Genomic DNA, 15251 nt, shown 5'->3' with positions numbered 1-15251 from the left:
GTCCGGCGGCGGGCATCCGGGACCGCGCGGTCCGCCGTAGTCATCGATGCGCTGGTTGCTCGGCGATTACGACGCGGTGTATTGGTGACTGAACGATCGTGAACTTGAAGCTATCCTGATTCACATGGTGGCGGATCCGCCCTGGACACGGGACGAGCTAATTCTGGCCTGTGATCTGGTGATGCAGAACGATTGGCATGAACTGCGGCAGAACGATCCCCGGGTTGTGGAGCTATCAGCACTGCTCCGGGCTCTGCCGATCCATCCGCCGGAACGCAGAAGCGATCGGTTCCGCAGTATCGATAGCGTCTCCCGCAAGACGACCAACTTGGCCTCCGTTCACCCGGCCTACACAGGTGCAGGCACACACGGTTCGAAGCTCGATCCCGAAGTTGTAGAGGACTTCCGGGCTTCGCCGGGGGAGATGCATGTTGTGGCTGAGGCTATCCGGAAGGCTGCGCAAACGGATGGGTTCGCGAAACAATCCACCGATGGGAGTTGGGACATAGCGTTTCTCGAGGACGTGGAAGTTCGAGAGGGTCGTCTACTGGCAGCTCGGTACTTCCGTCGGGAACGCGATCGTCGCTTGCGCGACAAGAAGATCGCCACGTTTGTGCAGCAAGAGGGCCGAGTCCGGTGTGAGATCTGCTCTTTCGATTTCGAAGCTGTATACGGTGAGCACGGAGTCGGCTACATCGAATGCCACCACGTCGTTCCGCTTCACGTGTCCGGCGAAACGAAGACAAAGCCGGCGGATCTGATCCTCTTGTGCTCGAACTGTCACCGAATGATCCATCGTGGCCCCCGTTGGCTCCAGCCGAACGAGCTGCGTGAGCTACTAAACTTGCAGTCATCGCAGAGGCCCTCCGCCGAAGACTGATTGGTTTCGCATTTGACAACCATGTGCTCCTGACCCGACCTAGGGGGTCAGGAGTGCACGTGTTCAGGGTTCGAGGTAGAGGCGCTCGTTCGGCAGTCGCGGTAGTCCTGCGGCATCGCCGGGGACGATCGCCACGGCGTCGGGACCATGATGGGTTTGCCAGTCCTGCATGAACACCAACGCGGCGGTAAAGCAGGCGGCGAAATCCATTCGAGCGTCATGGAGTCGGACCGACAGATGTATGTCGCGCTCATCTGGACGCGGCGACTCTGACGCTATCGAACGTGGCCATGTCTCGTATCCAGGTGACTCGTACTCGTAGCGGATTCGGTCCCACAGCGTGCGCGGCATCAGGCCGAAGCATTCTCCCAGCGACGGCGCGCCGGGACGCTGGATAGTCGTGCCGTCCTGATGCTGAACACTGACCACGCGGATCACTCCGCTATCTATGAACCATGTGGCTGCTACGCCGTCCCGTTCGGTGGTGTGCGTCTCGTCGCTCACGGTTCTACCGACCAAATTCCCGAGGTCCGGCACATGTGCGGATGGCTCTGATGACGGCCAGCCCGGACGGACGGTAGCTGTCGCGCGGCGGCTGTACCCACACACGAAACCCGTGCCGGTCGGTCGGCGACGGGAGTGCGATTTGGGCACCGAGGCGGGCGACAGACGCATTGAGGCGGAACAGTTCTCCGAACAAAGCAAGTTCGTCGTCGGGGACGTCGGGACGTATGAGGAATGTCCATCGCTTCGACCGAGGGTGCGAGACGATTGGGCCGAGCTGCACACCGCACGCCTGCATGTTCCCTTTCACGGCAGCACCGAGCTTCGCGGGAACGGTGATGGCGCCGACGCTGCCCGAGGGGATGAAGAGCTGTTGGAGTTCCGGTTGTACTCGCGCCGGCAGCCCGCAGACCTCTCGATAGAACCGGCACCGCGACGCCAGGGTGTCGGCGGAAATGACCGGAAAGTCCTCGGTGACATCGTCGTTCACGAGCTGTGCTCCCTGTTTCGTGCCTCATGCCGTCGTATCTCGTCGAACCAACCCATTTCCCTGCCCCTCCTTGCTCGCTCCGATCGAGGAAAGAGACCCGACGCCAGAGAGCGGTGCGACTCGTCGTCGGGTGCTGTAGCCAGATTCCGTCTCGGCGTGGGGTTGTGGGAACGCTCATTCGGGGGAGGGCAAGGGGAGGTGCGAGGGAGGGCAGACCAGTTTGGCGGCGGACGTCCCAGCTGGGTGGGATGATTCCGGGGTCAAGGTTGCCGATGAGGGGGACGGCGGGGTTGTACGAACCGAATCACCAGCTCAGCGCCGCGAGAGTGCGAATCCGTTCAGAATCGACAGGACACCCGTTGTCGCGCGCGGAACTGGCCGACGCGGTGAACGCCTGGGTGTACCGGCGGACCGGTCGGGTTGTCCAGTTGTCCGGCAACTACATCGGCAAGTTGGAGCGCGGGGTGTTCCGCTGGCCCAACCCTGATTACCGTGCAGGGTTGAGGGCTGTTCTCGGCATCGCGACGGACGCCGAACTCGGCTTCCGCCAAGCTGCGCGTCAGACGGGCCCCGATAGCATGGAGTCAGATACGAATGATCCGCCGACGTTCCTGCCGAGCGCAGGGAAAGAGGTTGACGACGTGCTCCGCCGAACCTTCCTACTCAGCGCTTCGGCCGCCGGTGTCGGTGCGACGCTCGGGTTGGAGTCGGCTCGGCATGGGCTCAATCGGGGCATTTCCGATGTCTCGGTAGATCTCGATGACTGGAACGAGGTCGTCCGCGAGTACGGAGACGCTTACGTTACGGACACATCCACCGAGTTGCGCGAGATGCTGTTGGTCGACGTTCTGAGCCTCGAACTGGCGCTGAGCACATCGCCGGGTCACAAGCAGCGCCGGGAGCTGTACAAGATCGGTGCTCTGCTGAGTCACTACATGGCTCAGGCCGTCGGCGATCTCGGCCAGCGACGCGTGTCAATGCGATGGTGGCGGACGGCCCGCTACGCGGCCGATTTCTCCGGTGACCGGCAGACGATGCTCTATGTCCGGGGACGCAAAGCAATTCGAGCCATCTACGACGGGCAGTCACCGGAAGCCATCATCGACGGCATCAGCAAGGCCGACGACCTGATAGCAGACGGTCCGACAGTGGGACGACCGAGTCTGCTCGCCGCTCGCGCGCAGTCGTTCGCATTGCTCGGTTGCGCGGAGGAGGCGGAGACGTCCTTGGTCGCACTTCGAGAGACGTTCGCCGCCTTGCCCTCCGCTATGACCAACGATCATGGATGGCACTGCTGGGCGTACCCCGAGGAACGAGTCCGGTTCGCGGAGAGCTTCGTCTACTCACACCTCGGCGACAGCCGCCGGGCCGAACGAGCACAGTCGGCGGCGCTCGACCTGTACCCGCCGCACAGTCGGCGCGGGCCTGTGCAGATCGAGCTCCAGCGCGCTTTGTGCCTGGTACGCAGCGGAGATCCCAGCCAGGGCGCCCGATACGCGACGACGACCTTGGACGGCCTGCCGACCGAGCACCGGACCCGGTTCGTCATGGGGCTGGGAGAACAAGTGATTGCGGCGGTGCCATCTGATCAGCGCCGCACGCCAGCCGCCCGGGAACTCCACGAACTTCTCCGGGACGATGCCCTGTGCGCTCAGCGGGCGATCGAGTCATGACTACCGACCCACTGGAGCTCACGCGCTACAGCGCAGCCGAAACGCTCGAATTCGCCGAAGAACTCCAGGTCGTTTACCTTGCCTCGCACCGCGACCAGCAGGACAATCCGTGGTACGCACCCGAAAAATTCTGGATACGCTTGGCAGAGATGTACGCCCCCATACCAGGTTTCGAATTGGTCGCGGGACGGATCGACGGACGCATGATCGGCTATGCCTTCGGCACCCCTTACGGCCGACCTCGGGCTGTGTGGCACAAGGCTGTTCGGATCTATCCCGAACTACTTCCCGCTACGACCGGCGCACCGGTTTACATCTTCCGCGAGTTCGCCGTACACCCCGACCAGCAGGGCCGTGGGTTCGCGCGAATCATTCACGACGCTTTGCTATCCCAGCGTCCGGAACCACTGGCTTACCTGCTGGTGCGCGTCGGCAACCCTGCCAGAGCAGCGTATGAGTCGTGGGGCTGGCGGGTGATCGGACAAGACCAACCCTTTGCCGAGTCGCCGGTGATGGACGAGATGGCTCGGCGGTTGGCCGGAGCACCGCCGCATGACGCACCTCGGCAGCACGGGTAAGGCGTTGATGTCCGTGGCGCAGGCGCGGGGCAGGGTCGATTTGGTGCACCGCGAATCGGTCAAGCCGTTGCGCTTCAGGGCTCCGACTATCCGCGACCACGGACGTTCTCGATGATGCGGTTGGCAACGCTGGCGATGCGGTGGGAGATCCGAGGGCCGCCGCAGCTATCGGCATGCAGGCAGCGCAGCAAGCAACCGCCTTTCAGTCGCACCGTATTCGGGATCAACTGCGGACCCTTGCCGAAGCTGCTGCGCCGCATCGTCGGATGACTGAAGTCGGCGAGCTGAGATGTGCACTCCTCGGCTGTTCAGCACCTGGCGCGGCGCGGTGAGTTCTGCTGGCGCCATGTCGTCTTACGAGGTGCTGGCGAAGGCGGCCCAGAGGGTGGGCATCGACGCACGGGGAGTCGAGGTGATTCGTGATGGGTCCAATACTGTCTACCGATGGCCGATGGCACTGTCGCGAGGATCGGCAAGCCGAGCAGCGCTGAGGTCGCGAGTCTCACGGTGGCTCAACAATTCCGGTATTCCCACAGTTCAACCCATATCGACGGTGGTCAAGCCGATCGTCGTCGACGATCGCCCCGTTAGATGGTGGCATCTGATACCCGACCTGCGGTCGTCGACACCGGAAGAGTTGGGCACTGTTCTCAGGGCGTTGGGCGCTCTGCCGATTCCGGCCGAGTTGATGCTCGTGCTCTACGATCCGCTTGTCGGGCTGTCGGAAAGGCTGTCTGCTGCAGCCACACCGGCGTCTGGGCCTGATCCTGCTGTGCGGTAGGCAGAATGGGGTCGTGAGCCCAATAGTGCAACAGCTCCTCACGCTTGTCGGGGTGGTCCTCGGTGCGGGCGCTACGTTCGCCGCGACGACGTTCACCGAGCGTGCGAAGTGGCGGCGGAGCCAAGACACACGGTGGGACGACAAGCGGTTGACCGCGTACATCGAATATGCGAGTGCTCTCAAAAGCTACGTGCAGGTGGCATACCGGCTGGCAGCAGCACGGGGGTACGCAACGAACTCCGAGCCGATCGACCTCGATGTCGGTGGTCGAGCGCTGGCGGAGGCGTCCACCGAACGCACGGTCAAGTGGGAAGTAGTGCTCTTACTGGGGTCTCCGGCAGCTGTCAGCGCTGCCCGAAGGTGGCATGAGGCTGCCTGGAAGTTCAGTTCGGCGACAGGAGGAGACGAGGTCGATCAGGACGCCTACGACCGTTACTACAAGGAGCTGGCGCTGCGACGCGATGATTTCTACGCATGCGCGCGTGCCGACCTCGAGGTTCGTAGCGGTGCGCTCCCGGCAAGCTACCGAGATTGGCTTCCCTCTGTTGTCAGCGGCGAGGTGGATCTCCCCGCTGGCGGACAGGAGAGCTGACACGCTGGTGGACACGGCTTTCCTCAGCGTGTGCCTGGGTTACCGGCTGGCGTGTGTGGTGGGTGTCTGCTCGGCGAGGGTGGCGGTGGCACGGTCGAGGAACTCGCAGAACAGTGCGTGCTCGTCGGGGGCGAAGCGGTGGGTGAGGGCACGTTCGAGCACGACGACTTCCTGGTAGGCGCGGTCGAGCACGTCGCGGCCGGCGGCGGTGAGGGTGGTGATCATGACTTTCGCGTGCACCGGGGAGGGTTGCCGGTCGATGAGTTCCTTGTTTTGCATGCCAGTCAGGACGGTCGCCATGCTCTGCTGGGTGACGCCGCACGCGCGGGCCAGCTGGGCGCCGGACATGCCGTCCTCGCGGGACAGGGTGAGCAGCACCGTGTATTGGATCATGGTCAGCCCGTAGCCACGCAGCACCGCCTCGTGGTGGGCCATCAGCGCTTGCTCGGCGCGACGGAGACGGGTGCACAGGTACTCCTCGACCGGCAGGTCAGCCATGTCACAACTCCCTCATTTGACTCAGGTATCTGATACTGCTTAAGTTCTCTGTATCAGGATACTGAGTCAAGACAGAAAGTTGAATGTGATGAAGGCTGTTGTTCTGGACACCGACGACCAGTTCCGGATGAGCGAGGTGGCTGAGCCTGTTCCGGGGCCCGGTGAGGTCGCGATCAGGGTCGCCTATGCCGGCGTGCAGTACGGGGATGTGCTGGTGCGCGAGGGGCATTTCCCGATCCCGCGTCCGTTCGTGCCGGGTTTCGAGGCATCGGGTGCGATCGTCGCGGTCGGCGACGGTGTGGACCAGGCCCGCCTCGGGGAACAGGTCACCGCGCTTATCAGCGGGGGCGGCTACGCCGAGTTCGTGATCGCGCCCGCGGTGCTGGCGATCAATGCCGCTGGACTCAATTTGCGTGACGCGGCGGGGTTCGGGTGGGTCGCGCCGACCGCCTATGACCTGATCAACACCGTGGCCGCAGTACGGGTTGGGGACAGCGTGCTGATCCACGCCGCCGCCGGGGGCGTCGGTTCGCTGGCGGGACAGTTCGCCGCCGCGGCGGGCGCGGAACGGATTGTCGGTGTGGTCGGCAATCCCGATCAGCTCGATTACGCCCGCCGATTCGGCTACCACCAGGTGCTGACCCGCGACGAGTTCCCCGCCGCCCTGGGTGAGGAGTCCTTCGACGTGATCCTGGATCCGATCGGCGGTCAGGCCCGCATCGCGAACCTGGCGCGGCTGGCGGCGCACGGACGGATCGTGGTCTACGGCAACATCGCCACCTTCGAACCGGTTACCGTGTCCGCCAACGACCTGCTGATGCGCGGACAATCCCTGCTTACCTATAACAGCAACCTGGCAAGCCAGACCCGTCCGCAGCGGCTGGCCGACAGCGCCGCCCGCGCCCTGGTCCTGGTCGCCGACGGGTCGGTGCGCATCGACATCACCGCCGAATATGAGTTGTCCGACGTCGAGACCGCGATCGCGAATCTGGCCGGCGGACAGACCCGCGGCAAGAGCATCGTCCGCGTCGGCTGAGCCGGGCCTTCCGGTCCGACGGACACGCCGCGGGACCGGAAGGGTGGCGTGGTTGCTCAGCGACGAAAACCGACGTGGAGATCCTGGCCGCCTACGATCTGCCCCGCCGGCAGAAGAAGCCGAAGGCCGGGCAGCTGCCGGTTTCCCCGACGTCGCCGAGGGCTTGTACACGCCTCGTCGACGCAGAGCTTGTCGCCGGTAGGCGGGCCGGCGAAGCGGAACCTCAGCGAATTTCGGCTACCTTGACCGGCCGTGCTTCCCGGCGCGATATTTCGCAAGCCTCAGCGATATAGAACGCCTCGAGGGCGTCGGTGGGGCTACATGGGTTGTCGAGATCGCCGATCGCGACGGAGACAAAGGCGGCCAATTCTTCGGTGTAGGCGCGGCGGAAGCGTTCGATGAAGCCTGGGTAGGCGGGGTGAGGGGAAGGGGTGTGGCCGGGCTCGACCGACGACAACGGTGAACGGTCGTCCAGGCCGACTATGGCGTTTCCCTTGGAGCCCAACGCTTCCAGTCGGACGTCGTACCCCGCCGCGTTGTATCGGGTGAGGGAGACGGTGGCGAGGGCGCCGTCGTCCAGACGCAGCACGACGGCGGCGGTGTCGACGTCGCCCGCGTCGGCGAAGAAGGACTCTCCGCGGTTGGCGCCGACCGCGTAGACCTCGGTGACTTCCCGTCCCGTCACCCACCGAATGATATCGAAATCATGCACCCCGCAGTCCCGGAACAACCCACCCGACCGTGCGATGTATTCGGCGGGCGGTGGCGCCGGATCGAGGGTGGTGGCACGCAGGGTATGCAGCCATCCGAGGTCGCCGGACCTGATGGCCGCACGCGCGGCGCGGTAGCCGGCATCGAAGCGGCGTTGGAACCCGATCTGGACCGGGACGGCGGAGTGCCGGATGTGGTCGATGACGGTGCGGGTGCCTTCGATGTCGGCGGCTACCGGCTTCTCGCAGAAGACGGGGATGCCCGCGTCGACGGCGCGGATGATGAGGGCGGGGTGGGAGTCGGTGGCGGTGGCGATGACGAGGCCGTCGAGGTCGGAGGCGAAGAGGGTGTCTAGGTCGGGGGCGAATTCGACGCCGAGTGCGGTGGCGGTGGCGCGGGCCCGGTCGGTGTCGGCGTCGGCGACGACGACGGTGGTGACATTCGGGAGGTGCTCGAGGGTTTCGGTGTGCAAGGTTCCGATTCGGCCGGTTCCGGCCAGGCCCAAGGTAATGGCTTTATCGGATGACATCGGCTCTCCTTCGGGTGAAATCTCGATGTGCGGTCGGTGATCGGCCGCTCGCGAGGCGGTTCAGTGGCCGGGGGCGCTCGTGGTCGAGCGGACGACGAGGGAAGGCTGTAGACGGCGTCGGATCGGGGCGGTACGTCCGTCGCGGAGGCGTTCGGCGAGCGCCTCGACGGCCAGGTGGCCCATTCGGACGCGTGGCTGGTCGATGGTGGTCAAGGCGAGGTGGCGCAGCGCGGCCAACGACGTGTTGTCGTATCCGATGACCGAAACATCTTCCGGCACGCGCAATCCCGCTTCCTCTAGTGCGGACATCGCTCCGACCGCGTTGAAGTCGTTTCCACAGACCAGCGCGGTGGGAAAGTCGCTGCGAGAGAACAGGTTCAACAATTTACGCACCGCGATCATGCCCGCGGAGTCGGTGTGCTCGCTCGGGATGACCATCGGCTCCAGACCGTGGCGTGTCATGGCGGCACGGTAGCCCTTGCGGCGCGGCGCGGAGGTGAAGGCGGCACCGCCGTCGAGGTGCACGATGCGCCGATGCCCCAGGGACACCAGGTGATCGACGGCCAGGCCCGCGCCGATCTCGCCGTCGTCGTTGACCGTGTCGATGTCGGCGACCGTGGAGCTGCGGGAGACCAGCACGAGCGGTGCCTGTTGTGCCGCTTCGCGAATCGCGGCGGCGGGCAGAATGGGGGAGAGCAGGATGACGCCGCCGGGCCGGAAGGACAGCAGGCTCTCCAGAGCGGTGCGTTCGCGGGCGGCGCTGCGGCGGCCGGTGTTGAGGATCAGTTCGAGGCCGCAGTCCTGCGCCGCGGCGTCCATGCCCTCGACGACGTCGGCGAAGAAGGCGTTGCGGAGGTCGGAGACCATGACGCCCACGATGTTGGAGGTCCGGCTGGCCAGCGAGCGCGCCAAGATGTGCGGCTGGTATCCGAGGTCTTTCGCGGCTTCCAGCACGGCCCGGCGGCGGTGCTCGCTGACTTTGGGGGATTCGCGCATGACGAGCGAAACGAGGGCACGGGAAACGCCGGCGCGCTCGGCGACGTCTTCCATGGTGGGTCGCGCCATGTCGCCTCCGTTCCCGTTCGGTGAACCGTGCCCGGTCGGACGATACAAGATCGGCGAATCCTGAGCAATAGAGCGCTCTAACAAGACATTTCCCGAAAACTATTTCTCGGAGGCTCTGCATGTATTGCGGTGTATTGCCAGGTAGTGGCGATAGAATCGGGCCACGGAGAGTTCTTGACACACTATGACCCACGTTACATAGTTGGAGCGCTCCAACCGCTTCAACTCGACACTGAAGGTCGGAGAAGTGCCGATGACGGAATCGCTCTACCCGCTGCGTATCGCGGCCGCTCCGATCTCCTGGGGAGTCTGCGAGGTTCCCGGCTGGGGTCACATGCTCGACGCGCGCACCGTCCTGTCGGAAATGGCCGAGCTCGGCCTGTCCGCTACCGAGCTCGGCCCACCTGGCTATTTCCCGCGCGACCCGGCCGCGCTGCGGAGGCTGCTCGAGGGCTACGGGATCGCCTCGGTCGGCGGGTTTCTGGCCCTCGTGCTGCACCGGAACCCCCGCGAGGCGATCGCACAGGTGAAGGACACCACCGCGCTGCTGGCGGCTACCGGCGCCGAGGTCCTCGTCCTCGCCGCCGCCACCGGACTCTGCGGCTACGATTCGCGCCCACAGCTCGACGACACCGAATGGCGCACGTTGGTGGACGCCGCCGCCGCGATCCGCGACGTCGCCGCCGAACGTGGCCTACGCACGGTACTGCACCCACACGTCGGCACGCACGTGGAGAGCGAGACCGAGGTCGAGCGTTTCCTCGCCGACTCCGAGCTCGACATCTGCCTGGACACCGGGCATTTGCTGATCGGCGGCACCGACCCTGTGCGGCTCGCACGGCGATATGCCGAACGGATCGGGCACATCCACCTCAAGGATGTCCGCAGCGCACTGGCCGACCAGGTGCGCGGCGCCACGCTGGAGTACAGCGAGGCGGTGCGGCGCGGGCTGTATGTTCCACTCGGCGAGGGCGACGTCGACATCGAGGCGCTGGTGCGCAGCGTCCGCGCCGCGGGCTACCGGGGCTGGTATGTGATGGAACAGGACACCGCCCTGCTGCCGACCGGCTCGGCGGACCTGCCGCGCCGCGACACCGAACGGAGTCTGCGTCACCTCGCGGACATCGCGCCCGCCGCGGCACGAATCTAGTTGGAAAGTGATGACAACGATGTCTCTGAGACCACCGAGCGATGCGACCGCGTGGTGGCGGCGCCAGGGTCGCCTGCTGCCGTGGGTCGCCACGGCCGCCCTCCTGGCCGCGTGCAGCGGGCCCGGCACGGACGCGCCTGCGCCGTCACAGGCACCGGTCGCGGCGGGCCGACTGGAGTCGGTAGCGGTGGTGACACACGGCAGCCCGGGCGACGCGTTCTGGAACGTCGTCAAGAACGGGGCGGAGGCCGCGGGCAAGAATCTCGGCGTCCGCGTCGAGTACAACGCCTCGGGTGACCCCGGCCAGCAGGCGAAGCTGATCGACAACGCGGTGGCACAGGGCGTCGATGGCCTCGTCGTTTCCATGGCCAACCCCGAGGCGTTGCGGCCATCCCTCGAAAAGGCCGTCGCCGCGGGCATCCCAGTGGTGACGATCAATTCCGGCGAGGCCGAGAGCGCGAAGTTCGGTGCGTTCGCCCATGTGGGCCAGAGCGAATCGCTCGCGGGCCAGGCCGCGGGTAGACGGCTCGCGGACGCCGGGCGCGGCAAGTTGCTCTGCGTGATCCACGAGGCGGGCAATGTCGGCGCCAGCGAACGCTGCGGCGGCGCGACGAAGGCCTTCGGCAACGCGACCACGCTCCAGGTGGACATCAACAACCCGACCGACGTGCAGTCTCGGATCAAGGGCGCGCTGGAGGCCGACCGCTCCATCGACGCGGTCTTGACGCTGACTTCCCAGATCGCCGCGCGGGCGGTGGACGCGGCACGAGAAGCTAGGTCGGCGGCAACGGTTGCGACCTTCGACCTGAATTCGGATGTGGTGGAAGCGATCCAGGCAGGCAAGCTCCTGTTCGCGGTCGACCAGCAGCAATACGAGCAGGGCTACCTGCCGATCGTGCTGCTGCAGCTCTACCGGTCGAATCTGAACACCGTCGGAGGCGGCGTGCCGGTGCAGACCGGCCCTGGCTTCGTCGACAAGAGCAACGTCGACGCCGTGGCCGCGCTGGTCGCGCAAGGCACGCGGTGAGGTGGACGACATGACCGTTGTGACAAAGACTTCCGACGCGACGCAGGACCAGACCGCGGGCCCCTCGCCGCTGCAGCGCCTGTTCCTGCGGCCGGAAATCGGGGCAGCGCTCGGCGCGCTGCTCGTGTTCGTGTTCTTCTCGATCATCACCGATCGGTTCCTCAGTCCGCTCGGCGTGGCGACTTGGCTGGATGATTCGTCCACGCTGGGCATCATGGCGGTGGCCGTGGCCCTGCTCATGATCGGCGGCGAGTTCGACCTGTCGGCGGGCGTGATGACCGCCTCCACCGCGCTCGTCACCGCGTTGCTCGCGGTACACGCCGGGTGGAACGTATGGTTCGCGCTGCTGGCATCGTTGGTGTTCGCCCTCGCTGTCGGCGCGTTCAACGGCTGGGTGGTGATGCGCACGGGCCTGCCGAGCTTCATCGTCACCCTCGGCACGTTCCTCGCGTTGCAAGGCTTGAATCTCGGTGTAACGCGGTTGGTTACCGACACGGTTCAGGTGTCGGGCGTGCGCGCCGCCGACGGCTACCAGTCGGCGGGCTGGGTGTTCGCCTCGACGCTGAACATCGGCGACGCCCGTATCCAGGCCTCGGTGGTGTGGTGGATCGTGCTGACCGTTCTCGCGGCGATCATCTTGGTGCGTACCAGGTTCGGCAACTGGATCTTCGCGGTGGGCGGGGAGCTGCCCAGCGCCCGTGCAGTCGGCGTGCCCGCCGATCGCACGAAGATCCTGCTGTTCATGGGTACCGCGTTCGCCGGCTGGGTGGTCGGCTCCTGCAACATCCTCCGCTTCGCGAGCGTGCAGGCCAACCAGGGCGTCGGGCTCGAGCTGCACTACATCATCGCTGCCGTGGTGGGCGGGTGCCTGCTGACCGGCGGCTTCGGCTCGGCGGTCGGCGCCGCGACCGGCGCGCTGATCTTCGGCATGGCCCGCCAGGGCATCGTGTTCGCCCGCTGGGACAGCGACTGGTTCATGTTGTTTCTCGGGGGGCTGCTGCTGGCCGCGGTGTTGGTCAACAACAGATTCCAGAAGCGGGCCGAAAGGGTACGCCGATGACCCCCCTCATCGAAGCCGTCGACCTCGGCAAGAGCTACGGCGGTGTCGTCGCGTTGCGCGAGGTGTCCACCGTAGTGAACGCGGGCGAGGTGACCTGCGTACTCGGCGACAACGGCGCGGGAAAGTCCACGTTGATCAAGATCCTGGCCGGGGTGCACCAGCACGACCGCGGCGAGCTGCGGGTGGAGGGCGAATCGGTCCGGTTCTCCTCGCCACGTGCGGCATTGGATCGCGGCGTCGCCACGGTGTATCAGGACTTGGCGGTGGTGCCGCTGATGAGCGTGTGGCGCAATTTCGTGCTCGGCTCCGAACCCACCGTCGGATACGGCCCGATCCGGCTGCTGGATCGCAAAAAGGGCGTCGAGATCGCACGAACCGCGTTGGCGGACATGGGTATCGACATTCGCGACCTGGAACAGCCGGTCGGCACGCTTTCGGGCGGCCAACGGCAGTGCATCGCTATCGCGCGCGCCGTGCACTATGGCGCGAAGGTGCTCATTCTCGACGAGCCGACCGCGGCGTTGGGCGTGAAACAGGCCGGGGTGGTGCTGAAGTACGTCGTGCAGGCGCGCGATCGCGGCCTCGGCGTCGTCCTCATCACGCACAACCCGCATCACGCCTACCCGGTCGGCGACCGATTCCTGTTGCTGAAGCGGGGCGCCGTGCTCGGTGCGTACGAGAAATCGGAGATCGACGTGCAGGAGCTGACCCGCCAGATGGCGGGCGGTGCGGAATTGGACGCCCTGCAGCACGAGCTGCGGCGGGTGGTGACGCCATGAATCCGGGCAGACAGGAGGCCAGCCGGTGACGGATCTGGAGGCGCTGACCATCGGCCGGGTCGGGGTGGACCTGTATCCGGAGCAGAGCGGCGTCGGGCTGGCGCAGGTGCGGACCTTCGCGAAGTTCCTGGGCGGCACTGCAACCAATGTCGCGGTGGCCGCCGCCCGGCTCGGCAGGCGGTCGGCGGTGCTGACCAAGGTGGGGCCCGACGGTTTCGGCGATTTCGTGCGCTCGGCGCTCGACGGTTTCGGCGTCTCGTCTCGTTACGTCACGACGGCGCCGAATCTGCTGACGCCGGTGGTGTTCTGCGAGCTCGCGCCGCCCACCGACCCGCCGCTGCTGTTCTATCGGGCGCCGATCGCGCCGGATCTCACCATCACCGAGGACGAGGTCCCGTGGGAGGTGGTGGATTCGGTACCGCTGCTCTGGGTCACCGGCACCGGCGTGAGCGCCGAGCCGGGGAGCAGTACACAGCGCGCGATCCTGCGGCGGCGCGCGCGACGCGGGTACACCGTGCTCGATCTCGACTACCGGCCGATGTTCTGGCCCGACGTGGACACCGCGCGAGCCGAGATCGGCTGGATGCTCGACCACGTGAACGTAGTGGTCGGCAACCGCACCGAGGTCCAGGTGGCGGTGGGTACCGCGGACCCGCACGCGGCGGCGGACCGGTTGCTGGCGCGCGGCGTGCGCTTCGCGGTGATCAAGCGAGGTGCCGACGGGGTGCTTGTGGCCGACGACTCCGAACGATGGACGGTACCGCCATGCCCCGTCGAGGTGGTGTGCGGGCTCGGCGCCGGCGACGGATTCGGCGGTGCGCTGATCCACGGTCTGCTGTCGGACTGGGACCCGCAGCGGATCGCCACCTACGCCAACGCCGCGGGCGCGCTGGTGGCCTCGCGCCTCGCCTGCGCCGACGCGATGCCGACCGAGGCGGAGATCGAGGAATTGCTATGCGGCTGAGTCGGAGCCGGACCGCGGAACGGAGGAAGCCGTGCATGTGACCGACGATCGCTGGCGTGAGCTGCTGCGCGTCCGCGCGACCGAACCCGCGGCGGTCGAACGGGCGTATGTGGAACGGGTGCGGCGCCCGAGCCTGCTGGCGGGCAAGCAGACCCTGTTCCTGGTCGCCGCGGATCACCCGGCCCGCGGCGCCCTCGGTGTCGGCGCGGACCGCACGGCCATGGCCGACCGGCGCACCCTGCTGGAACGGCTGCTGATCGCGTTGGAGAACCCGGACGTAGACGGCGTGCTCGGTTCACCGGACGTGGTGGAGGAGTTGCTGCTGTTGGACGCGCTGGACGACAAGGTCGTGATCGGCTCGATGAACCGTGGCGGATTGGCCGGCGCGGAATGGGAGATCGACGACCGCTTCACCGGTTACGACGCCCAATCTCTTGCGCGCTTTCGCCTCGACGGCGGCAAAATGCTGTTGCGCTTGGTCGATTCCGACGCCGGGACGGTGCCGACCCTGCAAGCCTGCGCGCAGGCGGTCTCCGAATTGGCGGCGCACGGGCTGATGGCGATGGTCGAGCCGTTGCCCTACCACCGGGACGATTCCGGCGCGCTGGTGATGAGCAAGGACGCGCCATCGCTGTCCAGGGCGATCACGGTGGCCTCCGGCCTCGGCGTCACCTCTGCCTACACCTGGCTGAAAATTCCCGCACCACAGGATATTTCGGTACTGGACGCGACAACCCTCCCGGTGGTCGTGCTCGGCGGCGCGCCCTCCGGCGACCCGGCGGCGGATCTCGCATTCTGGTACGGCGCGCTCGGCCACGACGTGGTCCGCGGTCTGGTAGTCGGACGCACCCTGCTGTATCCGCCGGACGGCGACGTCGCTCGAGCGGTGGATACCGCCGCCCGCCTGTTGAAGGAAGCCCGATGAGTCGCCGGG

The 15251-nt window shown here is 66.3% G+C and carries 16 protein-coding genes; 11 read left to right on the top strand and 5 right to left on the bottom strand.

The window, feature by feature from the left end; genetic code table 11:
• The first annotated feature begins 124 nt into the window (after positions 1–124).
• On the top strand, positions 125–880 hold the full coding sequence (locus tag OH799_RS15325) for an HNH endonuclease (protein WP_406280768.1): 756 nt from the start codon (positions 125–127) through the stop codon (positions 878–880).
• A gap of 63 nt (positions 881–943) precedes the next feature.
• On the opposite strand, the gene OH799_RS15320 is transcribed toward OH799_RS15325, so the two are convergent.
• Together OH799_RS15320 and OH799_RS15315 are read right to left on the bottom strand one after the other, a co-directional pair.
• Positions 944–1384: a hypothetical protein gene (locus tag OH799_RS15320; protein WP_406280766.1), complete on the bottom strand. Its 441-nt coding sequence runs from the start codon at positions 1382–1384 to the stop codon at positions 944–946.
• A gap of 4 nt (positions 1385–1388) precedes the next feature.
• Positions 1389–1874 (bottom strand): DNA-directed RNA polymerase subunit beta, encoded by a 486-nt coding sequence (locus tag OH799_RS15315; RefSeq protein WP_406280764.1) that lies wholly within the window; start codon positions 1872–1874, stop codon positions 1389–1391.
• 359 nt (positions 1875–2233) lie between these two features.
• Between OH799_RS15315 and OH799_RS15310 the strand changes: the two genes are divergently transcribed.
• The 3 genes from OH799_RS15310 to OH799_RS15300 all read left to right on the top strand — a co-directional run bounded on the left by OH799_RS15310 (position 2234) and on the right by OH799_RS15300 (position 5498).
• The gene (locus OH799_RS15310; RefSeq protein ID WP_406280762.1) at positions 2234–3547 is read left to right on the top strand and encodes a hypothetical protein; all 1314 of its coding nucleotides are present in this window, start codon (positions 2234–2236) and stop codon (positions 3545–3547) included.
• Positions 3544–4125, top strand: a complete 582-nt coding sequence (locus OH799_RS15305) for a GNAT family N-acetyltransferase (RefSeq protein WP_406280760.1) — start codon at positions 3544–3546, stop codon at positions 4123–4125. The genes OH799_RS15310 and OH799_RS15305 overlap by 4 nt, the downstream gene beginning before the upstream one ends.
• 794 nt (positions 4126–4919) lie before the next feature.
• Positions 4920–5498 (top strand): hypothetical protein, encoded by a 579-nt coding sequence (locus OH799_RS15300; RefSeq protein ID WP_406280758.1) that lies wholly within the window; start codon positions 4920–4922, stop codon positions 5496–5498.
• 39 nt (positions 5499–5537) lie between these two features.
• Here the strand turns inward: OH799_RS15300 and OH799_RS15295 are convergent, their stop codons facing one another.
• On the bottom strand, positions 5538–5996 hold the full coding sequence (locus OH799_RS15295) for a MarR family winged helix-turn-helix transcriptional regulator (protein WP_406280756.1): 459 nt from the start codon (positions 5994–5996) through the stop codon (positions 5538–5540).
• Positions 5997–6084: 88 nt separating this feature from the next.
• On the opposite strand from OH799_RS15295, the gene OH799_RS15290 reads away from it, so the two are divergent.
• On the top strand, positions 6085–7032 hold the full coding sequence (locus tag OH799_RS15290; protein WP_406280754.1) for a zinc-binding alcohol dehydrogenase family protein: 948 nt from the start codon (positions 6085–6087) through the stop codon (positions 7030–7032).
• A 223-nt stretch (positions 7033–7255) separates the two neighbouring features.
• On the opposite strand, the gene OH799_RS15285 is transcribed toward OH799_RS15290, so the two are convergent.
• The gene (locus tag OH799_RS15285; protein ID WP_406280752.1) at positions 7256–8272 is read right to left on the bottom strand and encodes a Gfo/Idh/MocA family oxidoreductase; all 1017 of its coding nucleotides are present in this window, start codon (positions 8270–8272) and stop codon (positions 7256–7258) included.
• A 60-nt stretch (positions 8273–8332) separates the two neighbouring features.
• Positions 8333–9337, bottom strand: a complete 1005-nt coding sequence (locus OH799_RS15280; RefSeq protein ID WP_406280750.1) for a LacI family DNA-binding transcriptional regulator — start codon at positions 9335–9337, stop codon at positions 8333–8335.
• Positions 9338–9590: 253 nt separating this feature from the next.
• Here OH799_RS15280 and OH799_RS15275 point away from each other — a divergent pair, with 253 nt between their 5' ends.
• From OH799_RS15275 to OH799_RS15250, 6 genes are read left to right on the top strand one after another with little or no spacing between them, the layout of a single operon-like run.
• Entirely contained in the window at positions 9591–10487 is an 897-nt protein-coding gene (locus OH799_RS15275; protein ID WP_406280748.1) for a TIM barrel protein, read from the top strand.
• A 19-nt stretch (positions 10488–10506) separates the two neighbouring features.
• Positions 10507–11514, top strand: coding sequence for a sugar ABC transporter substrate-binding protein (locus OH799_RS15270; RefSeq protein ID WP_406280746.1), 1008 nt, complete (start codon positions 10507–10509; stop codon positions 11512–11514).
• A 10-nt stretch (positions 11515–11524) separates the two neighbouring features.
• Positions 11525–12574, top strand: a complete 1050-nt coding sequence (locus tag OH799_RS15265; protein ID WP_406280744.1) for an ABC transporter permease — start codon at positions 11525–11527, stop codon at positions 12572–12574.
• Positions 12571–13353 carry an ATP-binding cassette domain-containing protein gene (locus OH799_RS15260; RefSeq protein WP_406280742.1) on the top strand — a complete coding sequence of 261 codons (783 nt, stop codon included), beginning with the start codon at positions 12571–12573 and terminating at the stop codon, positions 13351–13353. The genes OH799_RS15265 and OH799_RS15260 overlap by 4 nt, the downstream gene beginning before the upstream one ends.
• Positions 13354–13378: 25 nt before the next feature.
• Entirely contained in the window at positions 13379–14317 is a 939-nt protein-coding gene (gene iolC, locus OH799_RS15255) for a 5-dehydro-2-deoxygluconokinase (RefSeq protein WP_406280739.1), read from the top strand.
• Positions 14318–14354: 37 nt separating this feature from the next.
• Positions 14355–15242, top strand: a complete 888-nt coding sequence (locus OH799_RS15250; protein WP_406280737.1) for an aldolase — start codon at positions 14355–14357, stop codon at positions 15240–15242.
• Positions 15243–15251 lie beyond the last annotated feature (9 nt).

Origin of the sequence: Nocardia sp. NBC_00881 (genome assembly GCF_045207455.1) — a bacterium.
Lineage (GTDB): Bacteria > Actinomycetota > Actinomycetes > Mycobacteriales > Mycobacteriaceae > Nocardia.
Note: the sequence above shows the minus strand (reverse complement) of the source record. Positions and strands in the feature narration are given on the sequence as shown.